This is a genomic window from Streptomyces sp. RG80 (assembly GCF_040446465.1).
GTDB lineage: Bacteria > Actinomycetota > Actinomycetes > Streptomycetales > Streptomycetaceae > Streptomyces.
Window position 1 is genome coordinate 207,547 of record NZ_JBEAAJ010000001.1, and the last position, 25,595, is coordinate 233,141.

The window sequence follows — 25,595 nt, forward strand, 5'->3', positions numbered from 1 at the left end:
TGGGGGCCGTCCGGAGTGCCGGTATCGTTGCTGGCGTTCGGCCGCTTCGTAGACTTCCCCGTATCCCGGGGCGCGAAGCATTCGTACGAACGTACATACGGTCGACCGTACGGAAAACGCTCCCCCGAGAAAGGGCCCCACCGTGGCCGCCAAGCCCGTGGCCAAGCGCCTCGTCGTGCTGGTCTCCGGATCCGGCACCAACCTCCAGGCGCTGCTGGACGCCATCGCGACGACCGGCGTCGAGGCCTACGGGGCCGAGATCGTCGCCGTCGGGGCGGATCGCGGCGACATCGAGGGGCTCGCCCGGGCCGAGCGCGCCGGGCTGCCGACCTTCGTCTGCCGGGTCAAGGACCACGCGACCCGCGAGGAGTGGGACACCGCGCTCGCCGAGGCCGTGGCCGCGTACGAGCCCGACCTGGTGGTCTCCGCCGGGTTCATGAAGATCGTGGGCAAGGAGTTCCTCGCGCGCTTCGGCGGGCGGTTCGTGAACACCCACCCCGCGCTGCTGCCCAGTTTCCCCGGCGCCCACGGCGTCCGTGACGCACTCGCGTACGGCGCCCGGGTCACCGGCTGCACCGTCCACTTCGTCGACGACGGCGTCGACACCGGGCCGATCATCGCGCAGGGCGTGGTCGAGGTCCGCAACGAGGACGACGAGAGCGCTCTGCACGAGCGCATCAAGGAAGTCGAGCGAAGGCTGCTCGTCGATGTCGTGGGGCGGCTCGCCCGCAACGGCTATCGCATTGAGGGACGAAAGGTAGTTATCCAGTGACCGCCGAGAGCAACAAGCGGCCCATCCGACGGGCGCTCGTCAGCGTCTACGACAAGACGGGTCTGGAAGACCTCGCGCGCGGGCTGCACGAAGCGGGCGTGGAGCTCGTCTCCACCGGGTCCACCGCCGGCCGGATCGCCGCCGCGGGCGTTCCCGTCACCAAGGTCGAGGAGCTCACCGGCTTCCCCGAGTGCCTGGACGGCCGCGTCAAGACGCTGCACCCGCGCGTGCACGCCGGCATCCTCGCCGACCTGCGCCTGGAGGACCACCAGCGGCAGCTGGCCGAGCTGGGTGTCGAGCCGTTCGACCTGGTCGTCGTCAACCTGTACCCCTTCCGCGAGACGGTCGCCTCCGGGGCGTCCCCCGACGAGTGCGTGGAGCAGATCGACATCGGCGGTCCGTCGATGGTGCGCGCCGCCGCCAAGAACCACCCCTCGGTCGCCGTCGTCACCAGCCCCGCCCGGTACGCCGACGTCCTGGGCGCCGTACAGGACGGCGGCTTCGACCTCGCCACCCGCAAGCGGCTCGCCGCCGAGGCCTTCCAGCACACCGCGTCCTACGACGTGGCGGTCGCCTCCTGGTTCGCGTCCTCCTACGCGCCCGTGGACGAGTCGCAGTTCCCCGACTTCCTCGGCGCCACCTGGGAGCGCAAGAACACCCTCCGCTACGGCGAGAACCCGCACCAGCCCGCCGCGCTCTACGTGGACGGCACGGGCGGCGGCCTGGCCGAGGCCGAGCAGCTGCACGGCAAGGAGATGTCGTACAACAACTACACGGACACGGACGCCGCCCGCCGTGCCGCGTACGACCACGACGAGCCGGCCGTCGCGATCATCAAGCACGCCAACCCGTGCGGTATCGCGGTCGGCGCGGATGTCGCCGAGGCGCACCGCAAGGCGCACGCGTGTGACCCGCTGTCGGCGTTCGGCGGTGTGATCGCGGTCAACCGTCCGGTGTCGAAGGAGATGGCCGAGCAGGTCGCCGAGATCTTCACCGAGGTCATCGTCGCGCCGGACTACGAGGAGGGGGCCCTGGAGGCCCTCGCCAAGAAGAAGAACATCCGGGTGCTGAAGGCCCCGGCCGCGCCCGCGAGCCCGGCCGAGCTCAAGCTCGTCGACGGCGGCGCGCTGCTCCAGGTCACCGACCGCCTCCAGGCGGACGGCGACGACCCGGCGAACTGGACCCTGGCCACGGGTGAGGCGCTGAGCGCGGCCGAGCTCGCCGAGCTGTCCTTCGCCTGGAGGGCCTGCCGCGCGGTCAAGTCCAACGCGATCCTCCTCGCCAAGGACGGCGCCTCGGTCGGCGTCGGCATGGGCCAGGTCAACCGCGTCGACTCCGCGAAGCTGGCGGTCGAGCGGGCGGGCGCGGAGCGCGCGCAGGGCGCGTACGCCGCCTCCGACGCGTTCTTCCCCTTCCCCGACGGCCTGGAGATCCTGCTCGAGGCCGGTGTGAAGGCGGTCGTGCAGCCGGGCGGCTCGGTCCGTGACGAGCTGGTCGTCGAGGCCGCGCAGAAGGCGGGCGTGACGATGTACTTCACGGGGACGCGGCACTTCTTCCACTGAGCCCGATCCCGCTGAACAACGGCGCCCGGTCCTGGTGACCGGGCGCCGTTGTCAGTGCCGGATGAGAGCCTGGCGGCATGATCGTGGAACGCGCCTACGCCCATGCCGCCGAGGCCGAGCTGTCCGGCCCCGCCGGCTGGCCCTGGTCGGTGCCCTGCGTGCGGCAGCTCCTCGACGACGGCCTGCGGTTCACGGCCCCGGTCACCTTCCTGGTCGGGGAGAACGGCTCGGGGAAGTCGACCCTCGTCGAGGCGTTCGCGGAGGCCTTCGGTCTCGACCCCTGGGGTGGCTCTGCGGGCCATCGCTACGCCGGTCCGCGGGGCCCCTCGCTGCTCGGCGCCCGGATGCGCTTCGAGGCGACCAAGGCCGGCCGCCACATGCTGCGGGCGCCCCACACCCGACGCCGGGGCTTCTTCCTGCGCGCCGAGACCGCGCTCGACGCCCTCGGCCGGGAGCAGCGCACCGGCCGGCTCACCGGCACCCCGGACGAGATGAGCCACGGCGAGGGCTTCCTGATGGCGTTCCGCGAGCGCTTCCTCGGCCCGGGCCTGTACGTCCTGGACGAGCCGGAGTCCGCGCTGTCCTTCGCCTCCTGCCTCGAACTCGTGGGCGTGCTCGACGACTTGTCCCGCACGGGCGCCCAGATCATCTGCGCCACCCACTCACCCCTGCTCACGGCCCTGCCCGGCGCCGAGATCATCGAGGTCGGCGAGCACGGGATGCGCACCGTGGAGTGGCCCGAACTGGAGCTGGTCGAGCACTGGCGGCGCTATCTGGACGATCCGCGGGCGTATCTGCGGCACATAGTCGGCGGCTGACCCCACCAGACCGAGGCTAGGTCGAACTCCGCAGCGCCGCCCAGGTGTTGGGCCCCACCTGCCCGTCGACCGCCAGCCCCTTGGCACTCTGGAAGCTCTTCACCGCGGCCTGGGTGTCCTTGCCGAACTGGCCGTCCACACCCGAGCCGCCGACGTCGTAGCCGCGCCGGGTGAGCATGCACTGGACCTGGACGACCTGTTGGCCCTTGTCGCCGCGCTTGGTGAGTTCGGTGCCGGAGTAGTAGGTGCAGTCGGTGATCCAGGCCGGCTCGGTGGGGGTGGTCGCGGTCTCGGTGACCGTGGCGGTGGGAGTGGGCGCGCCGCCGTCGCCGGTGCCGCCGTCGGCGCCACCGCCCCCGGTGGCCGTCGCGGAGGGGGTACGGCCGTCCGTGCCGCCGTCGGTACCGGCCGCGCCGTCCGTCGCCGTACTCGTCGCCCCCGCCTTGGCGTCGACTCCGCCCGCCGACCCGCTCGCGGACGGTGAGGGGGAGGGGGAGAAGCCGGGCAGGGCGGAGGCCGCTTCGGCGTCGGAGGTGATGCCCGTGGAGAGCGACGGGGAGGGCGCGGCCGTGTCGTCGTGGGACGAGCTGGTGAGGAGGAACGCGCCCGCGGCCACGACGGCCACCGCGAGACCGGCGGCGAGGGCGAGGTAGGGCTTGCGCCGGTTGCGGGGAGCGCCGGGCCCGACGGGACCGTACTGGCCCGGGGGTGTGGGAGGGCCGAACTGGCCGGGCGGGGTGGGGGCTCCGTAGGCGCCGGGCGGTGTGGCGAGGCCGGAGCCGGGGCCGGGGCTGAGGCCGGGGCCGGGGCTGGGGGTCGCGAGCGAAGCCTCACTGGCCCCTGGTGCTGCCGGTGCCGCCGGTGCCGGCGATGTTCCCGGCGCGGTCGGCGCGGTCGGCGCGGTCGGCACCGCCATCGGTGTCTTCGGAGTCGTCGGTGTCTTGGGTGTCGTCGGCCGGCGGAGGTGGACCGTCTCCTGTGCCGAGGCCGCCTCCAGCAGGGCGCATGCCTCCCGGCGGGCGATCAGACGGCCGGCCAACGGTTCCTGCCAGGAGTCGGTGTCACCGTGGCGCGCGGTCGCGGCGGCCTCGATCAGTTGCTCCGGGGTGGGGCGTCCGGCGGGGTCCTTGGCGAGGCAGGCGGTGAGGAGCGCGGCCAACGGGCCGTCCACGGAGGCGAGGTCGGACATCACCGCCGCCCTCGGCTCCTCGAAGGCCACCCGGTGCATGACGTCGACGCCGGTCCCGTCCCCGAACGGGGCATGTCCGGTGGCGGCGTAGATCAGTGTGCCCGCGAGGGAGAAGACGTCGGAGGCCCCGTCGCAGCGGCCCTCGCGCAGATACTCGGGGGACATGAAGGCGGGTGTGCCGACCCGGCTGCCGGTGCCGGTGATCGCGCTGCTGTCGACGGCCCGGGAGATGCCGAAGTCGATGACGTGCACGCCCTGGAGGGACAGCAGCACGTTGGAGGGCTTGAGATCCCGGTGTACGACGCCGACGGCGGCCAGCGCCGCGAGGGCCTGCCCCAGCTCCGCCACCAGCCGCCACACCCCGTCCGGTGCCAGCCTGCCGCCGTGGCGCACCGCGTCGGCGAGGTTGATGCCGGGCACGAACTGGGTGGCCATCCACAGCAGTTCGTCCTCGAAGCCGGTGCCGAGCAGCTGCGGGGCGTGCGGGCTGCTGACCCGCCCGTGCACGGCCGCCTCCCGCTCGAACCGCCGCCGGAACTCCGGGTCCTCGGCGTACTCGGGCCGGATCACCTTCACCGCGGCGAGCCCGGGGCCGTCGTCGGCGGGGCGGGCGAGGTGGACCCGGCCCATGCCGCCGCTGCCGAGCCGCCCGAGCGGCACGTACGGTCCGATACGGGCGGGGTCGGCGGGCTGGAGCGGATCGGCGCCCGCCTGTATCAGGGCCGCGTGGTACGGCGGCGTGGCGTGCCGCTGATCCGTCATGAGTCCCCCGAGTGCTGTGCCGCCTCAACGCCCTCTGGCGTCCCGCGAGTTGAGCCGAGGCTAGCGCGTCGGACAGCTGTTCGGCCCGCCGGTTGGAAACCGACGGGCCGAAGAACGCGGACTGCGGGGCGCTGGGTCAGCTGCAGCTGCTGTTGTTCTTGTAGCTCGCGTACTGCCACTGGCTGTTGTGGTAGATGCGGTACTTGCCGTCCGACGTGCGGAAGATGTCGAAGTAGTAGCGGGAACCGTGGTAGCGGACCTTGTACTTCGTGGCGGAGGTGGAGCCGGTGCTGCGGTACTCCAACTCACCCGCGCGTGTGGAGGAGTTCCACTTGTCGTCGGCCGCGCCGAACTTGCCGTCGATGTCGGCCTTGTCGAACTGGGTTCCGTTGCTCTCCTTGACGCCCTCGGCGTACAGGATGATCTGCGCCTCGAAGGCCACCATCAAGAACTCCACGGGGAACTACCAGGCTTCACAGCACGACGGGTGCGAGAACTGCACCGTCCACACGCTCACGCCCTGATCCGAATGGGAATGGCCGGGAACCACGAGGGCGGGACGCCTCCCGCGACCGGTACGGGCCGGTGCTCCCGGCTTCCGTCCTCCCGCATGACCGTCCGGTGGGCGACCTCCGTCGCGAACCCCAGCCCTGACACCGCCAGGAGTACGGCCGTGAGGGAGCCCGCCAGGACAGGGCGCAGACGGGGGCGGGGTGGACGGGGGGCGGGGGCGATACCGACCGCGGCCTCCACCCTTCCGAGGAGTTCCTCGGTGTCGACGCGTTCGGCGTGTGTGGGGGCCAGGCAGTCGCGGATGATCTCCCGCCAGGCGTCCGGGAGCCCGGGGGAGAGCCGTAGCTTGGCCGCCCCCCGGGCATGCCGTATGGCCGCGTCGGACCGGGCCTCCGTCGTGCCGCCCGGCAGCGGGAAGGCGCCGGTCAGGACGGTGTGGGCGAGGACACCGAAGGCCCAGACATCGGCGGAGGGACGGACCCGGGTACCGCGTTCGTCGACCTCGGCCCAGAGCAGCTCGGGCGGCGTGTAGTCCGGGGTGGCGAAGACGGGGGCGTAGGCGTGCGCGCCCTCCAGCTCGGCGGCCATGCCGAAGTCGGCCAGCCGTACCGAACCGTCCCGCATCAGCAGCACGTTGGCGGGCTTCAGATCCCCGTGCACCCACCCGGCGCGATGCAGCTCCACGAGCCCTTCGCAGATCTGCGCGAGCAGCGGTCCGGGATCGCCGTGCCCGGGCAGGGTGTCGAGGGACCGCTCCGCCTTCTCCAGTACGAGGACGGTGGCGCCGTCGAGTTCGGGGTGCCCCGGGTCGTCGACGACGAGCGTCTCGTACATCCGGATCAGCCGTGGGGACCGCAGCCGGGCCAGGAACTCGCTCTCCCGCCGCGCCAGTTCACGCAGGTGGCGCGGGCGGGGCGCGGTGCGGTCGCCGGTCGGCAGGAACTTCAGGGCGGCCGCGCGCGGGACGCCCCTGCTCCCGTCGGTGCGATGAGCCTCGTACACGGTCGCGAACGCCCCCGACGCGATCGGCTCCCGTATCTCCCAGCGCCCGACCCGGTATCCCTTCGGGACCGGCACGGCACACGTCTGCCCGCTCACCGGCACGCCTCCCGCGCCGACGCCGCCAGCACCACCAGATCGTCCTCGCGCACCAGGTCGAAGCGCAGCGCGAGCGAGACCAGTGACTCCTTCTTGCCGTTGACGCGCTGACCGGGCTCCGTCGTGTCCGGGCCGGGCCGCAGCCGCAGCTTCAGGGCGAGGTAGTCGATGTTCCAGTAGACGGCCGAGCGGCTGACCGACGGCCACATCGGGCGCAGCCGGTCCACGAGTTGCTCGACCGCGGGCAGCGAGGCGTGCGGTTCGCCGCGCAGCCGGGGCTCGCACAGGGCGGCCAGGACCGCGAAGTACCGCTTGGTGCGGTCGAGGGTGAACGCCGGTGCGGTGAGGGCTCCGGGGAGCCCGTGCCGGGCGACGCTGCGGAAGACGTGCCGTGGCGCCCAGACGTCGAAGGTGAGCAGATCGCCCGCGGCGGGCAGCACGATCCGCGAGAACTCGAACGGCACCGGCGCGTCCACCCGGCCCGGCCCGACCTTGATGTGCTCGCCGGCCCCCTCCGGGTTCTCCACGACGTAGGTCTGCTGCTCGCTGCGGTTGCTCAGCAGCCAGAAGGTGCCCTGGGCGGCGATCTCCCCGGCGATCCGGGGGACCCCCTCGTGCGCGATGGTGAGGCCGTTCGTCGCGTCCCTGCCGAACTCGAGTCGCTCACCGGTGGCGAGCCTGATCTGACCGTCCGGCCGCGCGCAGGCCGGCGGTACGACGATGACGCTGTACATGGATTCGTCCCCTCGCCCGATTCCATGAGGGCCACCCTCCCCCAGTCCAACTCAGGGGAGGGTAAGGGACGTTCGTAGGAGAGTCCGAAGCTTGAGTCTGATACGGCGTGTCAGGTGGAGGGTTCGGGGAGATGTCCCCGAAGCCTCCACCCGAGGTCACCGTGCGGCGCGGCTCAGCAGGGGCGCAGCGAGTAGATCGGGTCCCAGGTCGCCGTGCCGGCCTGGTACGCCGTCGACGTCCAGCGGACGCTGCCGTCCTGGTTGTAGAACTTGGCGACCGTGCCGGGCGTCTGGTTGTTGGTGAAGGGGCCGTTGCCGGTCCAGTTGGAGACGGTCCACGTCTGGCACTTGTAGAAGTCGAACTTGGTGCCCTTGACGATCATGCAGAGATGGCCGTAGTCGCAGGCCAGGTCCTGGGCGCCGGCGGCGCCCTTCGGGGCCTTGGTGACGCTGAGGCCGTCGTAGGTGACCTTGTCGGCGGTGACCCGCAGGGCCTTCTGCTCCTTGCCGAGCACGTCGTCGGCGGTCTGCTGGAGACTGGTCACCCGGGTGCCGTCCGGGCCGTCGGCCGCGGTGGCCGCGACCGTGGAGCCGGCGAGCAGGGCGGTGGCCGCGACGAGCAGCGCGGCGGGCTTGACGATGTTCACGATGGTTCCCCCATGGATGAACGTGGTCGGTGTTTCCGTGGACCACCGTTCCAGGGGGAGTCGCGGGCGGGTACCTGAGAACTCTCAGGGTCACTGCTCGCCGGTCGGCGTGTACTCCTTGAGCCAGTGGGCGACGCGGGCGGCGTAGGCACGCTGGTTCGGGGGAACTCCGCCCGCGTCGTTCACCTTCTTGTACGAGGTCCGGTACGAGGCCGCGAGCAGCACCCGGCGGTCGCCGGACAGGGAGGTCTTCAGCCGCGGTTCGATGAAGCAGAGGTAGCGGCCCACGGCCGGGATGGACTCGGCGGGGGTGAGGGGCGGCCGGGGCGTCTCCTTCGCGGGGGTTCCGTCCGCCCGGATCCACCAGCGCAGCACGCTCGGGGTCCAGCGGGCGATGCCGTACTCGTTCTTGGCGGGATCCGACAGCTCCGGGTCGAAGCCGCTCTCCGTCTTGAGCATCGCGGCGATCAACGCCGGTGTGACCTCGGCCTGTTGGCAGTCGTGGGCGGAGTCGACGATGAGACGGCGATAGGTCACGGGAACACCTTTGCCGGTACGCAGCTCGGCGGCGCCGTAGACGGCGGCGGTGGCCTCGGAGTTGTTCCTGCCGTCCGAACCGCCCTGATCCGCCCAGGTGTTGACGCCGTACCCGAGCACGGCCACGGCGACCGTGGTGGCCGTCGCGGCCACCACCGTCGTACGCCGGGAGCGGCGGCGGGGCAGCCGGGGCGAGCGGCCCGTGCCCGCCGCGGCCTCCACCCGCCGCAGCAGCGCCTGGGTGCCGATCCGCTCGGCGTGCGTCCGGGCCAGACACTCCCGCACGATCCCCCGCCAGGCGTCCGGCAGTTCGGGCGACAGCCGCAGCTCGTCGGTGCCCCGGGCGTACGCGGCGGCCGCGTCCCGGCGGGCCGACGGGGTGCCGCCCGGCAGCGGGAAGGAGCCGGTGAGCAGCAGATGGGCCAGGACGCCGTACGCCCAGACGTCGGCCGACGGCCGGATCCGGCGGCCCCGTTCGCCGATCTCCGACCAGAGCAGCTCCGGCGGTGTGTAGTCCGGGGTGGAGAAGGCGGGTGTGTACGCGTGCGTGCCCTCCAGCTCGGCCGCCATGTTGAAGTCGGCCAGCCGCGCGGAACCGTCCGCCATCAGCAGCACATTGGCCGGTTTCAGGTCCCCGTGCACCCAGCCCGCCTGATGCAACTGGGCCAGCCCCTCACAGATCTGCGCGAGCAGCGGCCCGGGCTCCTGCGGCCGTACGCCGTTCAGGGAGCCCTCGGCCTTCTCCAGTACGAGGACGGTGGCGCCGTCGAGTTCGGGGCGCCCCGGGTCGTCGACGACGAGCGTCTCGTACATCCGGATCAGCCGCGGCTGCTTCAGGCGGCGGTGCAACTCGACCTCACGGTCGACGAGTTCACGCAGGTGGGTGAGCTGTCTCGGGGTTCCCGTGCCGGTGGGCAGGAACTTCAGGGCGGCCGTGCGCGGGTCGCCCGGGCCGGTGCGGCGGGCCGCGTAGACGCTGCCGAAAGCGCCCGTGGCGAGGGGCTCGCGCACCTCCCAGCCGCCCACCCGGTACCCCTTGGGCACCGGGACGGCGTAGGGCTCGGTCACCGGGCCACCCGGCCGGACGGTTCCGTCAGGACGACCAGGTCGTCCTCCCGTACGAGATCGAAGCGGAGCGCCAGGGAGACCAGTGACTCCTTCTTGCCGTTGAGGCGCGGGCCGGTGTCGGCCTCGTCCGGGCCGGGCTTCAGGCGCAGCTTCACGGCGAGGTAGTCGATGTTCCACTGCACCGAAGTGCGGGACGCGGCGGGCCAGTTGGGGCGCAGTCGGTCCACGACCTGGTCGACGGTGGGCAGCGGGGCGTGCGGTTCGCCGCGCAGCCTCGGTTCGCACAGGGCGGCGAGGACCGCGAAGTAGCGCTTGGAGGCGTCCAGGGAGAACGCGGCGGCGGTGGTGTCGCCCTCCCGCGCGCTCTCGCCGTCCCGGTAGTCGTGACGCGGCGCCCACACCTCCAGGGCCAGCAGGTCACCGGCGGCGGGCAGCACGATCCGCGAGAACTCGAAGGGGACGGGGGCGTCGAGGCGTCCCGGTCCGACCTTGATGTGCTCGCCGGCCCCTTCCGGGTTCTCGACGACGTACGTCTGCTCCCGGCTGAGGTTGCTGAGTATCCAGAAGGCGCCCTGCGCGGTGATCTCACCGGCTCTGCGGGACACCCCGTCATGGGCGATCCGCAGGTCGTTCTCCCGGGCGGACCGGCCGAAGGTGAGGCGCTCGCCGGGGGCGAGCCTGAACTGGGTGCGGTTTCGCTCGTCCTCCGTGGTCGGCGGAGGTACCACGATGATGCTGTACAAGGTGCGTCTCCCCGTGCCTGACGGCTACCCGGATCAGATTAGGGCGACGCACCAGGGCCGTGTCTCCCCTCTTACGGGTGAGACACGGCCCTTGGAGCAGGATTGGCGCGAACTGTTCAGTCGCGAACGGTTCGTTCAGCAGCGAACGGTCCGTTCCGTCGCGAACGGTCCGCTCAGTACCGCGGGCGCGCGAACCAGGCCGTACCGCTGGGCACGACCGGGGCGGCCGCGATGATGCCGCCGAAGACCAGCCACAGCAGCGGGCCGACGACCGCCGACGCGAAGCCGGAGTCGACGCCGACGAACAGGCCGAGGAGCCCGACGATGGCACCGAGCGCGCCGTAGATCACCGTGGTGATCCGGATGCCCTGGCCGCCCCGGCCGAACTTGACGCCGAGGGTGATCGACAGGGCCGCCAGCGCGGCCGCGATCAGGGCGAAGACACCGAAGATGCCGGCCGCCATGTCGGCGCCGTCGCTTCCGGCGCTGAACCCGAACTCGTCGGCGCCGTCCGACACGTCGCTCGCGAACGCGGCGAAGTAGAGGAAGCCCAGGGCGCCGATGATCTGCACGGCCGAGATGATGTAGAGGAAGACACGGGCCGTCACCAGCAGGCCCGGCATCGACTGCGGCATCATCTGGTTGACGCCCGGGTAGCCCGGGTAGCCGGGATACGCCTGCTGCTGCGGCGGGTAACCGGGGTAGGCCTGCTGCGGCGGGACGCCGGGCGGCGGCGGGGCCTGCTGCGGGTAGCCGTAACCGGGGGGAGCGGCGGGCGGCTGCTGGGGCGGGGGCCCGTAGGGGTTGTTCGGATCGCCGAAACTCATGGCGGTGTTTCCTCCGTATACCGAATGTGCGGGGACGACGAGCGGCACGGTCGGAGGAAGGTTCTACAGATGCGGTTCGTCCCCCCGGTACAGCCCGCGGCACTGTGGCCACAATCGTTCTTCAGTGGCTGGTTCGTTGTCCAGCCGCAATCCATATGTGTTGTGCAAGTGCAACCTCGTTGATCTTCGGGAGGGCCCTGATTGGAACCGGGGCCCGGTCATCCGCGAGGATGGGGCCATGACCGCCCAGATTCTCGATGGCAAGGCCACCGCAGCCGCGATCAAGTCCGATCTGACCGCCCGCGTGGCGGCGCTGAAGGAGAAGGGCGTCACGCCCGGCCTCGGCACGATCCTCGTCGGGACCGACCCCGGCAGCCAGAAGTACGTCGCCGGCAAGCACCGCGACTGCGCCCAGGTCGGCATCGCCTCCATCCAGCGCGAACTCCCCGAGACGGCGACGCAGGAGGAGATCGAGGCGGTGGTGCGGGAGTTGAACGAGGACCCCGACTGCACCGGCTACATCGTCCAGCTGCCGCTGCCCAAGGGCATCGACGAGAACCGCATCCTGGAGCTGATGGACCCGGACAAGGACGCCGACGGCCTGCACCCGATGAACCTCGGCCGTCTCGTCCTGAACGAGCCGGCCCCGCTGCCCTGCACCCCCAACGGTGTCCTCACCCTGCTGCGGCAGTACGGCGTGGAGATCAAGGGCGCCGAGGTCGTGGTCGTCGGCCGCGGTGTCACCATCGGCCGCCCGATGCCGCTGCTGCTGACCCGGCGTAGCGAGAACGCGACCGTGACCCAGTGCCACACCGGCACCCGTGACCTGTCGGCGCATCTCAAGCGCGCGGACATCATCGTCGCCGCCGCCGGCTCCGCCCATCTGATCCGCCCCGAGGACGTGAAGCCGGGCGCCGCCGTCCTCGACGTCGGTGTCTCGCGCAGCGCCGAGGGCAAGATCGTCGGCGACGTCCACCCCGGCGTTGCCGAGGTCGCCGGCTTCATCTCTCCCAACCCCGGCGGTGTCGGCCCGATGACCCGGGCCCAGCTGCTCGTCAACGTGGTCGAGGCGGCGGAGCGCAGTGTCGACTGACGACCAGGGAAACGACATCGACGACATCGAGGTGCGGGACGCGATCAGCGCGCCCGACGCGGAGGGCAGGCCGCGCCGTGTCACCCGCCGCTTCCCGCTGTTCACCCGGGACACCGCCCGCCCCGAGGGCGGCGGCCGGGCCGCACCCGGCGACGCCCCGGCGCCCGCCCGGCAGTGGCCGATCCTCACCGTGCTGGGAGCGGTCGCGGTCGGCCTGCTGCTCACCGCGCTCGACGTCTTCCGCTACGGCACCCTGCTGATCGGCGCCGCGCTGCTGGTCGGTGCGGTGCTGCGCTGGATGGTCCGGGACGTCGGCATGCTCGCGGTGCGCTCCCGCTTCACGGACATCCTCACGTACGGCGTGCTGGGCGCGGTGATCGTCCTGCTGTCGATGATGGCCCAGCCGGACCCCTGGCTGGAGATCCCGTTTTTGAAGGACACCCTGCACTTCACGGTCGACAGCTAGTCGCGCTCCGCGCCCGCACGGCGACGGCGGCTCGTCCTCTCCCCCGAGTAAGGACGGGCCGCCGTCTGCGTCAACCTTCTTGCACGGTGAACGCCCTGTTCAACGCCTGGCAGTGCGCTGTGGCACGGAAGTGACCGTTCCGCTACGGTGTCCGGTCCCTGTCACCACGGGAACCGATCACCGCCCTGACGTCGTCCGACAGCGTGGAGGTGAGGTGGATGAGTGCCTGGCAGCCGCTGCCGGACGGGCTGCCGCCGGAGGTGCGGCACTTCGTGGAGCAGCTGCGGCGGCTCAAGGAGCGCACGGGCCTGAGCCTGGCGTCGCTGGGCGCGCGCACCGCGTACAGCAAGTCCTCCTGGCACCGCTATCTCAACGCCACACAGCCACCGCCGCGGCAGGCGGTGACCGCCCTGTGCCGTGTCGTCGGGCTCACCGACCCCGAGATCGAACGCGTCAAGGTCCGCTGGGAACTCGCCGTCCAGGCCTGGCCCCGCCCGGCGACCGTCCCGCCGCCACCGGAGGGCGCCGAGGAGTACGAGGACGACCCCACGCTCCCCTGGTGGGACACCCCGCCGCAGGAGAAGGCGGCGACGGGGGAGAAGAGCGGACGGCTGCTCCGGTACGCGGGGCTGCTGTTGCTCGTGCTGCTCCTCGTCACGGTCGGCGGCGTCGTGGCTTTTGGGTGAGTTACACACGAGAGTGGTGAGTGTTACGACTTGTGTGCGGTCTGTGTGTCGATGTATTGACAAGTTAGCGGATGTGCAACGAAGTCGTTCAAGAACCGAGTTAGCGTGGTCAACCGGGACGGTCCGGGACGTCCCGGCTGCTGGAAGACTGGACCGCGGCATGGTGAGCGTGCGACGGTGCATGCCCACAGCCCCGATGCACCCGTGCGCCCCCACCCCGGGAACTGAGATCCTTATCGGGCGCATCCCTTTGGGTAGCCAGACGGGGACCTGAGCAGAGGGCACATGCGCGGGGGAACAAACCAGCACCAACCGGGGGGAAGAGGGGGGAAGCAATGCCTCGTTGGAGGGCCTTGCCCGATGAACTTGATCCGCAGGTCAGGGAGTTCGCCAGCCAGCTCAGGCGGCTCGTGGACCGCAGCGGCCTGAGCATCGCGGCGCTGGCCGACCGCACGGGCTACAGCAAGACGTCCTGGGAGCGTTATCTCAACGGCCGGCTGCTCGCACCCAAGGGCGCGATCGTGGCACTGGCCGAGGTCACCGGTACCAATCCGATTCACCTGACCACGATGTGGGAGCTCGCCGAGCGTGCCTGGAGCCGCTCCGAGATGCGCCACGACATGACCATGGAGGCCATCCGCATCTCCCAGGCGCGCGCCGCGCTCGGTGAGTTCGGGGCGCCTCCGGCGAACGCCAAGGGCGGCAAGACGGCCCGCAAGAGCACCAGCGCCACGGCGACCCCGGGGGTGGCCGGGCCTGCGGGCGTGGCCCCCACGGTGCCGCCGCAGCCGACGTCGTCCGAGGTCAGGGACTCGACGCCGGGGGTCAGGGAGAGCGGTGAGGGCGCCAATTCCTGGGGCCTGGCCGGATACAAGGGGCCTTCCCCGACGGGCGGACGCGCCCCGGAGGGTACGGCCCGCCCGGCACCGACCTCGGTACCGACGCACACACCGGCGCCCGGTCCGTCGTACGGCGAACCGCCGCAGGGCCCGCGTCCCGCCGCTCCGGCGGGTCAGGGCGGCAGGCGGCGGCTGACGATGTTCCTCGCGGGGGTCGTCGGGGTGCTCGTGGTGATCGGCGCCGCCTACTTCCTCACCAAGGGCGGCGGCGAGAAGCAGAACGAGGGCGGGGGCGCCTCGCCTTCCCCGTCCGCCACCGCCTCCGTCGACCTGCCGCCCGGCGTCAAGTGCAGCGGTGACTCCTGCACCGGCAAGGACGCGGAGAGCATGGGGTGCAGCGGCGACCTGGTGACGACGGCGGCCACCCGCACCGTCGGCACGACGGTCGTGGAGGTCCGCTACAGCAAGACGTGCGGCGCCGCCTGGGGTCGTATCACCCAGGCCGCGCAGGGCGACGAGGTCACGGTGACCGTCGGCAAGGCCGCGCAGAACGGCTCGATCACCGAGGCCGGCGACACCATCGCGTACACGCCGATGGTGGCGGTCAAGGACGCGGGCGACGCGACGGCCTGTGTGACCCTGACGGCGGGGGAGAAGGGGTGCACCCAGTAGGAGGGCGCGCCCCGGCCGCGTGACGCGGACGACAAAAGAATCAGGGGGACGGCAGGCATGGCCGGGCCGATCGTGGGCACGCGAACCGTACCCCCACGGGAGTCCGGCCAAGTCGGTACCCCCATACGGCGGCCGCCTTCGTCCCCCCTCTCCCGGACGGGCGGCCGCCCCCTTTTTTTCGCCTCTGTGGGGTGGGCCACAGGGACCCGGCGGTCCGAGATCCCGGATGCGCGATAGCCTGACCGGTGGATCTCTTGATACCAAGAGATCGATCATTTGTACGTCCCGCACCCCGGGGCAGGGACGCCACCACCGACAGCTGTCATACGGAGAACGCCATGACCCGCACTCCCGTGAACGTCACCGTCACCGGCGCGGCCGGCCAGATCGGTTACGCCCTGCTCTTCCGCATCGCCTCCGGCCAGCTGCTCGGCGCGGACGTGCCGGTCAAGCTGCGCCTTCTGGAGATCACCCCGGCGCTCAAGGCCGCCGAGGGCACCGCGATGGAGCTCGACGACTGCGCGTTCCCGCTGCTCCAGGGCATCGAGATCAGCGACGACCCGAACGTCGCCTTCGACGGCGCGAACGTAGCCCTCCTCGTAGGTGCCCGCCCGCGCACCAAGGGCATGGAGCGCGGTGACCTCCTCGAGGCCAACGGCGGCATCTTCAAGCCGCAGGGCAAGGCCATCAACGACAACGCCGCGGACGACATCAAGGTCCTCGTCGTCGGCAACCCGGCCAACACCAACGCCCTGATCGCCCAGGCCGCCGCCCCGGACGTGCCGGCCGAGCGCTTCACCGCGATGACCCGCCTGGACCACAACCGCGCGCTGACCCAGCTCGCGAAGAAGACGGGCACCACGGTCGCCGACATCAAGCGCCTGACCATCTGGGGCAACCACTCGGCCACCCAGTACCCCGACATCTTCCACGCGGAGATCGCCGGCAAGAACGCGGCCGAGGTCGTGAACGACGAGCAGTGGCTGGCCGACACCTTCATCCCGACCGTCGCCAAGCGCGGCGCCGCGATCATCGAGGCCCGTGGCGCGTCCTCCGCCGCCTCGGCCGCCAACGCCGCCATCGACCACGTCCACACCTGGGTCAACGGCACCGCCGACGGCGACTGGACCTCCATGGGCATCCCGTCGGACGGCTCCTACGGCGTCCCGGAGGGCCTGATCTCCTCCTTCCCCGTCACCGCCAAGGACGGCAAGTACGAGATCGTCCAGGGCCTGGACATCAACGAGTTCTCCCGCGCCCGGATCGACGCCTCTGTCGCCGAGCTCGCGGAGGAGCGCGAGGCGGTCCGCGCCCTCGGCCTCATCTGAGTTTCTGTCACGAGCCTGCACGGGCCCTGTTCCGGTTTCTTCCGGAGCGGGGCCCGCGCCCGTTTTCACCGCTACCGTCAAGAACGTTACCCGCCAAGGTGATTCGGGGGGTTCGCGATGAACAGCGGATGGCACGGGAACGGAAACGGCCACGGGAACGGGCACGGAAGCGGGCACGGCTACAGCTCGGGTTCCGACGAGCACGAGCCCAGCGAGGAGCGAGGCCAGGCGGCCTGGGGTGCGCAGGGGCAGGGCTCCCCGCCGCCGTGGGCCTCGGCGGAGACGCAGACGTCCAACGCGCCGCCGCCCTGGGCCGCCGCGGAGACCCGCTCGCCCATGACCCCGCCGCCGTGGGCCGCGGCCCCGACGCAGACGGGCGGAACGACGTATCCGCCGCCCCCGACGTATGTGCAGCCCCCGCCTCCTTCACCTCCCGGCCCGCGTCGGCTGCTGGTGATCCTCACCGCGATGGCCGTGCTGGGTGCGGGCGTCGGCGCGGGTGTCTGGTTCCTGAGCCGGGACGGCTCGACGAGCCCCGGGGCCACCCCGGGAACGAGCGTCGCCGTCACGACCTCGACCCCGCCGACCACACCTCCCGAGACCGTCCCGGAGTCCACACCGCCGCCCTCGCCGCTGGATTCCCCACCGCCGACCCCCGCTCCCGGCTACCGCAGCGTCGAGGACCCCGTCGGCTACACGCTCTTCGTCCCGCAGGACTGGGTCCGCAGACAGAAGGAGGGCGAGAAGGCCCCGGTGGTCTTCTACGACGCCCCCGACGACGGCCGGCAACTGCAGATCTTCCGGCTCGCCGAGGAAAGCCCCGCCGAGTCCCTGCGCCTGGCCGAGAACGACCCCGGTTACGGCTTCGCCCGCCGGCCCGACTACCAGGCGCTCGAGCGCGACGAGGGTGACGGCTGGTCCGAGCTGTCCTACCGCTACGACGACGAGGACAAGGGCCCGCGCCGGGTGATCGACCACCGTTTCGAGGCGGACGACGGCGAGCTCTACGCGATCCGCGCCAGCGGCCCCGAGGACCTGTCCCTGGCACAGATCCGCGAACCCCTCACCGCGGCGCTGGGCTCGTTCTGCCCGGGCAGCGGGCCCTGCCTCTGAGCGGTCCCGTGTGTCAGGGGTCGAGGGTTGTGTCAGGAGGCGCGGGCAGCCGTTTCTCGAACCAGTGGCTGGCGTAGACGTGGTCGTCGTACGCCGGGATCTCCGTGTATCCGCACGCCCGGTACATGGCCTGTGCCTCGGTGAGCGTGGCGTGGGTGTCCAGGCGTACGACGCTCAACTCCCGGACGACCGCGGCCTGTTCCAGCGCGACGAGCAGCCGGCGGGCCAGGCCCAGGCGGCGGGCCTCAGGGTGCACCCACACATGCCGGATCTCCCCGATGCCCGGCTCCAGGCGGCGCAGCGCCCCGCAGCCCACCAGCCGGCCCTCCTCGTACGCGACGAAGAACGCGCCCGCGTCCCCGGAGACCTCCTCGGGGCGTACCAGGTCGGACTTGTCGAAGCCCTCCGGGAAGCGTTCGTCGAGGTCGGCGGCGTAGGCGTCGAGACAGGCGCGGGCGTCCGGGGCGTGGCCGTCGACGAGGTCGACCGTGATGGCGGCGAGGCGCAGCAGGCGGTGGGTGGTGGCGAGCGCGCCGGTGAGGTCGGTGCGCTGTCCCTCGGTGAGGCCGGAGAGCAGGCCGGCGGCGAGGTCGTCGGCCCGGCGGTTCTGCTCCTCGACCTCGGCGCGGCCGGCCGGGGTGAGCTCGACCCTGCGCAGCCGGCTGTCCTCGGGGTGCACGCTGATCCGGACCAGGCCCTGGGCCTCCAGGGTCTTCGTCATCCGGCTCAGATACCCGGCGTCCAGACCGAGACGGCTCCTGAGCTCGCGCAGGGACACGCCCGCACCGATCTCGAACAGCAGCCGGGCCTCGCCGAGCGGGCGGTCCTGGCCGAGGTAGTGGTCGTCCAGTGCGCCGATGCGGCGCGTGAAGTAGCGGTTGAAGAGGCGAAGGGCCGCTACGTGATCCGCCGGCATCGGGTGCGGGTGTCCTGGGTCCATTCTTTGACTTTAGTCAAAGGTTTCCGTGGCGTCCATGGCTTCTCCGTGGCGTCCACGGCTGCTCAGGTGTTCTGGAGCTCTTCCTGAAGCTTGCCCACGTCCACCGACTCGTCCGCCGAGGGGGTCGCGGTCGGGACCGGCTTGTCGTAGTCGGTGAAGGTCAGCGTCATGTCGGTGCCCTCGCCCCGCTGGATCGCCTTCACCAGCCGGTGCGGGGAGTCCGAAGTGACGTACAGGACCGACCGTTTGCCGTCCTCGACGCCGCTGAGCGGGATCACCTCCGTGCCGTCGACCTTCGTCCGCTCGCCCCTCTTCAGCGTGTTCGCCGTGGAGCCGTCGCCCTTGACGTCGCGCTGGAACGAGGTCAGATCGCAGGTGTCGGCCAGGCCCTTGAGCATGGCGTCGTCCGTGGAGCCGTGGATGTAGCGGTTCTTGAAGAGCTCGGCGACCGCCTCGCCCTGGCTGCCGGGCACCTGGGCCTTCCAGAAGGTCCGGTCCGGTTTCATCCACACCTCGTCGCCCTGTTTGACGAGTTCGACGCTGCCGCCGCCCGAGGCCATCCGCATCGAGCCCACGCAGTTCCCGTCCTGGTCGAGGGCGAGGTCCATCGAGGTCGGCTGTGTCCTGCTGGTGATGGTGCTCGTGCTGCGGTCCGTCAGCCTCAGATGGACGGACTCGGCGGCGAGGAGATTGTCCTCCGCCTGGTCGGCCAGTTGCCGGGCGGTCAGATCGTCGCCGTCGTCCGCGGCGATCAGAGCCGGTGCGAGCAGTAGGACGGCCGTCGCGCAGATCAGCGCTTTCCCTGCCATGCGTCACCTCCTGGTGCGCATGTGGTGGCCGCCACAAGGCCGTCACGTGCGGACCACTACTCAGCGTACGATTCACCCCTGTTTGTCCGCATGTTCAGTGACACGGCCCACTTCCGGAGTTCGATTGCGCATGCAATCGGGGGCCGGGGGCAGGTGACGACGGTCCTCGTGAGTGACACCCGTGTGACTCACGGGAACCGAACAGGAACGGAAGGCAACACCGATCATGGCCGAAGAGCACGCGCGACAGGCGCGGCAGACGATCCACGCGGGCGGCGAGTGGCGCACAGCCGTCTCGGGCGCGACCCGCGACATCCTCGACCCCGCGGACGCGCAGCCCTTCGCCGTCGTCGCCGAGGGGGACGAGAAGGACACCGATCTGGCGATCGCCGCCGCCCGGCAGGCCTTCGACCACGGCGACTGGCCACGCACCCCCGTCTCCGAGCGCGCCGCACTGCTCTACCGCGTCGCCGATTTCCTGGTTCGCGACCGCGAGCGGCTCGGTCTGCTGGAGAGCCGTGACGCGGGCAAGACCGTCGAAGAGGGCCGCGTCGACATCGACTGTGTCGCCGACGCCTTCCGCTACTTCGCCGGCCTCGTCGCCGCCGAGGCCCCCGGCCGGGTCGTCGACGCGGGGTCACCCGAGATCCACAGCGTCGTCGTGCACGAGCCGGTCGGCGTCTGCGCGCTGATCACGCCCTGGAACTACCCGCTGCTCCAGGCCAGTTGGAAGATCGCCCCGGCTCTCGCGGCCGGCAACACCTTCGTCGTCAAGCCGAGCGAGATCACGCCGCTGACGACCATCGCGCTGATCGAGCTGCTGGTCGAGGCCGGACTCCCCGCCGGGGTCGCCAACATCGTGACCGGGCCCGGCCATTCCGTCGGCGCCCGGCTCGCCGAGCACCCCGACGTCGACCTCGTCTCCTTCACCGGCGGCCTGGCCAGCGGCACCAAGGTGGCGCGCGCCGCGGCCCCTTCCGTCAAGAAGGTCGCCCTCGAACTCGGCGGCAAGAACCCCAACGTCGTCTTCGCCGACGCCTGCGCCACCGAGGAGGGCTTCGACACCGCCGTCGACCAGGCCCTCAACGCCGCCTTCATCCACAGCGGACAGGTCTGCTCCGCGGGCGCGCGGCTCATCGTCGAGGAGTCGGTCCGGGAGCGGTTCGTCGCCGAACTCGCCCTGCGCGCCGGGCGGATCCGCCTCGGCCGCGGCACCGACGCCGACGTCGAGTGCGGGCCGCTCGTCTCCGAGCAGCAGCGCGACAAGGTCGAGGGGTATGTGGCCTCGGCGGTCGCGGAGGGCGCGGTCCTGCGCACCGGCGGCAAGCGACCGGAGGGCCTGGGCGCGGGCTACTTCTACGAGCCGACCGTCCTGGACGCCTGCCACCGCGAGATGAGGGTCGTCCGCGAGGAGGTCTTCGGCCCGGTCCTCACGGTCGAGACCTTCCAGACCGAGGACGAGGCGGTCTTCCTCGCCAACGACACCGAGTACGGCCTCGCCGGCGGCGTCTGGACCACCGACGCCGGACGCGCTCGCCGGGTCGCGGGCCGGCTGCGGCACGGCACCGTCTGGATCAACGACTTCCACCCCTATCTCCCGCAGGCGGAGTGGGGCGGCTTCGGCAAGAGCGGCACCGGCCGCGAACTGGGCCCCGCCGGACTCGCCGAGTACCGCGAGACCAAGCACATCTACCAGAACCTCGCGCCCAAGCCCGTCCGCTGGTTCGCCGGCTGAAGCACCACTCGTTCCGCACCGCACGTCCCTGGAGTACCCCCATGCACCAGCACGAATACGACTACGTCGTCGTCGGCGGTGGCACCGCCGGCTCCGTCATAGCCTCCCGACTCACCGAGAACCCCGACGTCACCGTCGCCGTCATCGAGGGCGGCCCCAGCGACGTCGGCCGCGAGGACGTCCTCACCCTGCGCCGCTGGATGGGCCTGCTCGGCGGCGAACTGGACTACGACTACCCGACGGTGGAGCAGCCCCGCGGCAACTCCCACATCCGGCACAGCCGGGCCCGGGTCCTCGGCGGCTGCTCCTCCCACAACACGCTGATCGCCTTCAAGCCGCTGCCCTCCGACTTCGACGAGTGGGAGGCGAACGGCGCCAAGGGCTGGGGCGCGGTCCCCATGGAGGCGTACTACGTGCGCCTCCTCAACAACATCGTCCCCGTCGACGAGAAGGACCGGAACGCCATCGCCCGCGACTTCGTCGACGCGGCCCAGGCGGCGACCGGCGTCCCGCGCGTCGAGGGCTTCAACAAGAAACCCTTCGACGAGGGTGTCGGCTTCTTCGACCTCGCCTACCACCCCGAGACCAACAAGCGGTCCTCGGCGTCGGTGGCGTATCTGCACCCCGTGATGGACGAGCGGCCCAACCTGACGATCCTGCTGGAGACCTGGGCGTACCGGCTCGACCTGGAGGGCACCCGCGCCCGTGGCGTGCACGTCCGGGACAAGGACGGGGAGGAGTTCGTCGTACGGGCCCGGCGCGAGGTCGTGCTGTGCGCGGGCGCCGTCGACACGCCCCGGCTGCTGCTGCACTCGGGCATCGGCCCGCGCCGCGACCTCGAGGCGCTGGGCATCCCCGTCGTCCAGGACCTGCCCGGCGTCGGCGAGAACCTCCTCGACCACCCCGAGTCGGTGATCGTCTGGGAGACCCACGGTCCCATCCCCGAGAACTCCGCGATGGACTCCGACGCCGGCCTGTTCGTCCGCCGCGATCCCGCCCACCCGGGCCCTGACCTGATGTTCCACTTCTACCAGGTCCCCTTCACGGACAATCCTGAACGTCTGGGTTACGAACGCCCCTCCCACGGCGTCTCGATGACCCCGAACATCCCCAAGCCGAAGAGCCGCGGCCGGCTCTACCTCAAGAGCGCGGACCCCGCCGAGAAGCCCGCCCTCGACTTCCGCTACTTCACCGACGAGGACGACTACGACGGCCGCACGCTCGTCGACGGCATCCGTATCGCCCGCGAGATAGCGAAGACCGAGCCGCTGTCCGGCTGGCTCAAGCGGGAGGTGTGCCCGGGCCCCTCCGTCACGAGCGACGAGGAGCTCAGCGAGTACGCCCGCAAGGTCGCCCACACCGTCTACCACCCGGCGGGGACCTGCCGGATGGGCGCCGTCGACGACGAACAGGCCGTCGTGGACCCCGAGTTGAGGATCCGGGGCCTGGACGGCATCCGGATCGCCGACGCGTCCGTGTTCCCGACGATGACCGCGGTGAACCCGATGATCGGGGTGCTGATGGTCGGAGAGAAAGCCGTGGATCTGATCGGAGGCGGTGCGTGATGAGTACGACTGTGCAGACGAGTACGACCGGCGGGACCGGTACGACCGGTGCGGCCGGCGAGAACCCCGTGTTCTCCGTCGACGGCCTGTGGAAGGTCTTCGGACCGAAGGCCGACCGCGTCCCCGCCGACCCCGAACTGACCTCCCTGGCCCCCGCCGAACTCCGCTCCCGCACCGGCTGCACCGCCGCCGTCCGGGACGTCTCCTTCGACGTCCGCAAGGGCGAGGTCTTCGTCGTGATGGGCCTCTCGGGCTCCGGCAAGTCCACGCTGGTGCGCTGTCTGACCCGGCTCATCGAACCGACGGCCGGCACGATCGCCATCGACGGCGAGGACGTCCGCGCCATGGACAAGGCCCGGCTGCGCGAACTGCGCCGCCACCGCGCCGCGATGGTCTTCCAGCACTTCGGCCTCCTTCCGCACCGCACGGTCCTGGACAACGTGGCCTACGGCCTGGAGATCCAGGGCATGGGCAAGGCCGAGCGCCGCGCCCGCGCCGCGGACGTCGTGGCCAAGGTCGGTCTGGAGGGCATGGAGCAGCGCAGGCCGAGCCAGCTCTCCGGCGGACAGCAGCAGCGAGTGGGGCTCGCCCGCGCGCTCGCCGCCGACCCCGAAGTCCTGCTGTTCGACGAGCCGTTCAGCGCCCTGGACCCCCTGATCCGCCGGGACATGCAGGAGGAGGTCGTCCGGCTGCACCGCGAGGAGGGCCGCACGATGGTCTTCATCACCCATGACCTCAACGAGGCCCTGAAGCTGGGCGACCGTATCGCCCTGATGCGCGACGGCCGCGTGGTCCAGCTGGGCACCCCGGAGGAGATCGTGGGCTCGCCTGCCGACGACTACGTCCGCGAGTTCGTCCGGGACGTGCCGCGCGAGCAGGTGCTGACCGTGCGTACGGCGATGCGGGCCGTGTCGGCGGGGGAGGCGGGCAACGGTCCCGCTGTCGCACCCGACGCCACGGTCTCCGAGGCCATCGAGGCGGTCGCACGGGCCGGGGCTCCCGCCCGGGTCGTCGACGAGGGCCGGTGTGTCGGGGTGGTGGACTCGGACACGCTGCTCGGGGTGGTGGCCGGGACCGGGACCGCGAAGGAGGCGGTCTGATGGCTGCGATCACCGCTCCCGCCCCGCGCACGGTACCCGCCGTCCTCAGAAACCGTGCCGTCCACAAACTCCTCCTGCTCGCCGTCGCCGCCGCGATCCTCGTACCGCTGGCGAACGCCCGCTGGGCCAGCGGCACTTGGCCGGACGCGCTGACGGTCGACCTCTCCGGCCCGCTGACCAAGGCCAGCGACTGGATCGTCGACAACCGGGACAGCCACCCCCTGTTCCTCTACTTCTTCGGCCACATCAGCAACGCGGTCGTCCTCTCCGTACGGGGCGTCTACCTCGCGCTGCTGGCGGCGGGCTGGGCCGGTGTGACCGCGTTCGGCGCCCTCGTCGCCTGGCGGGTGGCCGGCATCCGGCTCGCGCTCGGCACCGCGGCCGCGTTCCTCGCGTGCGGCCTGCTCGGCATGTGGGTGCCGACGATGCAGACCCTCGCCCTGATGGTGGTGGCCGTCCTCGCGTCGGTCGTCGTCGGCGCGCTCCTCGGACTCGCCTCCGGCCTCTCCGACCGCCTCGACCGCGCCCTGCGCCCGGTCCTGGACACCATGCAGGTGCTCCCGGCGTACGCGTACCTCCTCCCCGTCGTCATGGTCTTCGGCATGGGTGTCCCCGCGGCCGTCCTCGCCACCGTCGTCTACGCCGCCCCGCCCATGGCCCGCCTCACCGCCCTCGGTCTGCGCGGCGCCGACAAGGAGGTGCTGGAGGCGGTCGACTCGCTCGGCGCCACCGGGCGCCAGCGCCTGCTGACCGCCCGTATCCCGCTGGCCCGCAAGGAACTCCTCCTCGGCCTCAACCAGACGATCATGATGGCCCTGTCCATGGCGGTCATCGCGTCCGTCATCGGCGCCGGCGGCCTCGGCGACCGCGTCTACCAGGCCCTCGCCTCGGTCGACGTGGGCGCGGCCCTGGCGGCCGGCATCCCGATCGTGCTCCTGGCCGTCGTACTGGACCGGGTGACGGCGGCCGCGGGACAGGGGTCAGGGCGAGACGGCGCCGGGGAAGAGGGCACCGCAGGTGCCTGGACCGGGCCCGGCGGGCGTGCGGGCTGGGCCTACGCCCTCGTCGCCGCCCTCGCCGTCGCCGTGGCCGGACGTCTCGCGGGCCGCCTCGACTGGCCCGACGCCTGGGTCGTGCAGATCGCCCAGCCCGTCAACCGTGCCGTCGACTGGATGACCGCCCACCTCTACTCCGGCGTCCCCGTCGTCGGCGGCACCGCCGACTGGGCCGCGCACTTCACCACCTGGGTCCTGGACCCGGTCCGCGACGGCCTCCAGTGGCTGCCCTGGTGGTCGGTGCTGCTCGTGGTCGCCACCCTCGCCTGGCTGATCGGCACCTGGCGCACCGCGCTCACCGCGGTCCTCGCCATGGCCGCGATCGGCGTGCTCGGCGTGTGGGACTCGTCCCTGGACACCCTCTCCCAGGTCCTCGCGGCCGTCGCCGTCACCCTCGTCATCGGCTTCGCGACCGGCATCGCCGCCGCCCGCAGCGACCGAGTCGAACGACTGCTCCGGCCCGTCCTGGACGTCTTCCAGACGATGCCTCAGTTCGTCTACCTGATCCCGGTCGTGGCCCTCTTCGGCGTGGGCCGCGCCCCCGCGGTCGCCGCCGCCGTCGTCTACGCGCTGCCCGCCGTCGTCCGCATCACCACCCAGGGCCTGCGCCAGGTCGACCCGGCCGCCCTGGAGTCCTCCCACTCCCTCGGCGCGACCAGCTGGCAGCAGCTGCGCCAGGTCCAACTCCCGCTCGCCCGACCCGCGTTGCTGCTCGCCGTCAACCAGGGCGTGGTCCTGGTCCTCGCCGTCGTCATCATCGGCGGCCTGGTCGGCGGCGGAGCCCTCGGCTACGACGCCGTCTTCGGCCTCGCCCAGGGCGACCTGGCGACCGGACTGGTGGCCGGCGCGGCCATCGTCTGCCTCGGCCTGATGCTCGACCGGGTGACCCAACCGACCGAACGCCGCGCGAGGAAGGGAGCCTGA

General features: G+C 71.6%; 22 protein-coding genes and 1 pseudogene. 13 read left to right on the forward strand and 10 right to left on the reverse strand.

Annotation, left to right across the window (positions count from 1 at the left end; all coding sequences use genetic code 11):
- Window positions 1-142 precede the first annotated feature (142 nt).
- The 3 genes from purN to ABKA17_RS00995 all read left to right on the forward strand — a co-directional run bounded on the left by purN (window position 143) and on the right by ABKA17_RS00995 (window position 3,152).
- Complete coding sequence (gene purN, locus ABKA17_RS00985) at window positions 143-772, forward strand: phosphoribosylglycinamide formyltransferase (protein ID WP_353689854.1); 630 nt, start codon at window positions 143-145, stop codon at window positions 770-772.
- The gene (purH, locus tag ABKA17_RS00990) at window positions 769-2,334 is read left to right on the forward strand and encodes a bifunctional phosphoribosylaminoimidazolecarboxamide formyltransferase/IMP cyclohydrolase (RefSeq protein ID WP_353689855.1); all 1,566 of its coding nucleotides are present in this window, start codon (window positions 769-771) and stop codon (window positions 2,332-2,334) included. The genes purN and purH overlap by 4 nt, the downstream gene beginning before the upstream one ends.
- 77 nt (window positions 2,335-2,411) lie before the next feature.
- On the forward strand, window positions 2,412-3,152 hold the full coding sequence (locus ABKA17_RS00995; RefSeq protein ID WP_353689856.1) for an AAA family ATPase: 741 nt from the start codon (window positions 2,412-2,414) through the stop codon (window positions 3,150-3,152).
- Window positions 3,153-3,168: 16 nt separating this feature from the next.
- Here the strand turns inward: ABKA17_RS00995 and ABKA17_RS01000 are convergent, their stop codons facing one another.
- The 8 genes and pseudogenes from ABKA17_RS01000 to ABKA17_RS01035 all read right to left on the reverse strand — a co-directional run bounded on the left by ABKA17_RS01000 (window position 3,169) and on the right by ABKA17_RS01035 (window position 11,270).
- A complete protein-coding gene (locus tag ABKA17_RS01000) occupies window positions 3,169-5,103 on the reverse strand; it encodes a protein kinase domain-containing protein (protein WP_353689857.1) in 1,935 nt (644 codons plus the stop codon).
- A 136-nt stretch (window positions 5,104-5,239) separates the two neighbouring features.
- Window positions 5,240-5,548 carry a hypothetical protein gene (locus ABKA17_RS01005; protein ID WP_353689858.1) on the reverse strand — a complete coding sequence of 103 codons (309 nt, stop codon included), beginning with the start codon at window positions 5,546-5,548 and terminating at the stop codon, window positions 5,240-5,242.
- Window positions 5,549-5,736: 188 nt separating this feature from the next.
- Window positions 5,737-6,714: pseudogene (locus ABKA17_RS01010) on the reverse strand (serine/threonine-protein kinase); the annotation flags it as partial.
- Window positions 6,711-7,448, reverse strand: a complete 738-nt coding sequence (locus ABKA17_RS01015; protein ID WP_353689859.1) for an FHA domain-containing protein — start codon at window positions 7,446-7,448, stop codon at window positions 6,711-6,713. The pseudogene ABKA17_RS01010 and the gene ABKA17_RS01015, both read right to left, overlap by 4 nt.
- A gap of 173 nt (window positions 7,449-7,621) precedes the next feature.
- Window positions 7,622-8,095 carry a hypothetical protein gene (locus ABKA17_RS01020; RefSeq protein WP_353689860.1) on the reverse strand — a complete coding sequence of 158 codons (474 nt, stop codon included), beginning with the start codon at window positions 8,093-8,095 and terminating at the stop codon, window positions 7,622-7,624.
- Window positions 8,096-8,185: 90 nt separating this feature from the next.
- Window positions 8,186-9,700 carry a protein kinase domain-containing protein gene (locus ABKA17_RS01025; RefSeq protein ID WP_353689861.1) on the reverse strand — a complete coding sequence of 505 codons (1,515 nt, stop codon included), beginning with the start codon at window positions 9,698-9,700 and terminating at the stop codon, window positions 8,186-8,188.
- Complete coding sequence (locus ABKA17_RS01030) at window positions 9,697-10,443, reverse strand: FHA domain-containing protein (RefSeq protein ID WP_353689862.1); 747 nt, start codon at window positions 10,441-10,443, stop codon at window positions 9,697-9,699. The genes ABKA17_RS01025 and ABKA17_RS01030 overlap by 4 nt, the downstream gene beginning before the upstream one ends.
- A gap of 173 nt (window positions 10,444-10,616) precedes the next feature.
- Window positions 10,617-11,270, reverse strand: a complete 654-nt coding sequence (locus ABKA17_RS01035; protein ID WP_353689863.1) for a hypothetical protein — start codon at window positions 11,268-11,270, stop codon at window positions 10,617-10,619.
- Between the two features lie 238 nt (window positions 11,271-11,508).
- Between ABKA17_RS01035 and ABKA17_RS01040 the strand changes: the two genes are divergently transcribed.
- The 6 genes from ABKA17_RS01040 to ABKA17_RS01065 all read left to right on the forward strand — a co-directional run bounded on the left by ABKA17_RS01040 (window position 11,509) and on the right by ABKA17_RS01065 (window position 17,467).
- Window positions 11,509-12,363 carry a bifunctional methylenetetrahydrofolate dehydrogenase/methenyltetrahydrofolate cyclohydrolase gene (locus ABKA17_RS01040; RefSeq protein ID WP_353689864.1) on the forward strand — a complete coding sequence of 285 codons (855 nt, stop codon included), beginning with the start codon at window positions 11,509-11,511 and terminating at the stop codon, window positions 12,361-12,363.
- Window positions 12,353-12,829, forward strand: coding sequence for a DUF3017 domain-containing protein (locus ABKA17_RS01045; RefSeq protein ID WP_353689865.1), 477 nt, complete (start codon window positions 12,353-12,355; stop codon window positions 12,827-12,829). Before ABKA17_RS01040 ends, ABKA17_RS01045 begins: the two co-directional genes overlap by 11 nt.
- 218 nt (window positions 12,830-13,047) lie before the next feature.
- Window positions 13,048-13,515 (forward strand): helix-turn-helix domain-containing protein, encoded by a 468-nt coding sequence (locus ABKA17_RS01050; RefSeq protein WP_353689866.1) that lies wholly within the window; start codon window positions 13,048-13,050, stop codon window positions 13,513-13,515.
- A gap of 335 nt (window positions 13,516-13,850) precedes the next feature.
- On the forward strand, window positions 13,851-15,026 hold the full coding sequence (locus tag ABKA17_RS01055) for a helix-turn-helix domain-containing protein (RefSeq protein ID WP_353689867.1): 1,176 nt from the start codon (window positions 13,851-13,853) through the stop codon (window positions 15,024-15,026).
- A 338-nt stretch (window positions 15,027-15,364) separates the two neighbouring features.
- Entirely contained in the window at window positions 15,365-16,354 is a 990-nt protein-coding gene (locus tag ABKA17_RS01060; protein ID WP_353689868.1) for a malate dehydrogenase, read from the forward strand.
- Window positions 16,355-16,471: 117 nt separating this feature from the next.
- The gene (locus ABKA17_RS01065) at window positions 16,472-17,467 is read left to right on the forward strand and encodes a serine/threonine kinase C-terminal domain-containing protein (RefSeq protein ID WP_353689869.1); all 996 of its coding nucleotides are present in this window, start codon (window positions 16,472-16,474) and stop codon (window positions 17,465-17,467) included.
- 13 nt (window positions 17,468-17,480) lie between these two features.
- Here ABKA17_RS01065 and ABKA17_RS01070 read toward each other — a convergent pair whose 3' ends face one another.
- Together ABKA17_RS01070 and ABKA17_RS01075 are read right to left on the reverse strand one after the other, a co-directional pair.
- Window positions 17,481-18,407 carry a bifunctional helix-turn-helix transcriptional regulator/GNAT family N-acetyltransferase gene (locus tag ABKA17_RS01070; RefSeq protein WP_353689870.1) on the reverse strand — a complete coding sequence of 309 codons (927 nt, stop codon included), beginning with the start codon at window positions 18,405-18,407 and terminating at the stop codon, window positions 17,481-17,483.
- Window positions 18,408-18,469: 62 nt separating this feature from the next.
- The gene (locus tag ABKA17_RS01075) at window positions 18,470-19,216 is read right to left on the reverse strand and encodes a LolA-like protein (RefSeq protein WP_353689871.1); all 747 of its coding nucleotides are present in this window, start codon (window positions 19,214-19,216) and stop codon (window positions 18,470-18,472) included.
- A 226-nt stretch (window positions 19,217-19,442) separates the two neighbouring features.
- Here ABKA17_RS01075 and ABKA17_RS01080 point away from each other — a divergent pair, with 226 nt between their 5' ends.
- Genes ABKA17_RS01080 through ABKA17_RS01095 form a run of 4 tightly spaced genes read left to right on the forward strand, consistent with a single transcriptional unit; the run spans window position 19,443 to window position 25,595 of the window.
- The gene (locus ABKA17_RS01080; RefSeq protein WP_353689872.1) at window positions 19,443-20,951 is read left to right on the forward strand and encodes an aldehyde dehydrogenase family protein; all 1,509 of its coding nucleotides are present in this window, start codon (window positions 19,443-19,445) and stop codon (window positions 20,949-20,951) included.
- 41 nt (window positions 20,952-20,992) lie between these two features.
- Window positions 20,993-22,516: a GMC family oxidoreductase gene (locus ABKA17_RS01085; protein ID WP_353689873.1), complete on the forward strand. Its 1,524-nt coding sequence runs from the start codon at window positions 20,993-20,995 to the stop codon at window positions 22,514-22,516.
- Window positions 22,516-23,616, forward strand: coding sequence for a quaternary amine ABC transporter ATP-binding protein (locus tag ABKA17_RS01090; RefSeq protein ID WP_353689874.1), 1,101 nt, complete (start codon window positions 22,516-22,518; stop codon window positions 23,614-23,616). The genes ABKA17_RS01085 and ABKA17_RS01090 overlap by 1 nt, the downstream gene beginning before the upstream one ends.
- The gene (locus tag ABKA17_RS01095) at window positions 23,616-25,595 is read left to right on the forward strand and encodes an ABC transporter permease (protein ID WP_353689875.1); all 1,980 of its coding nucleotides are present in this window, start codon (window positions 23,616-23,618) and stop codon (window positions 25,593-25,595) included. Before ABKA17_RS01090 ends, ABKA17_RS01095 begins: the two co-directional genes overlap by 1 nt.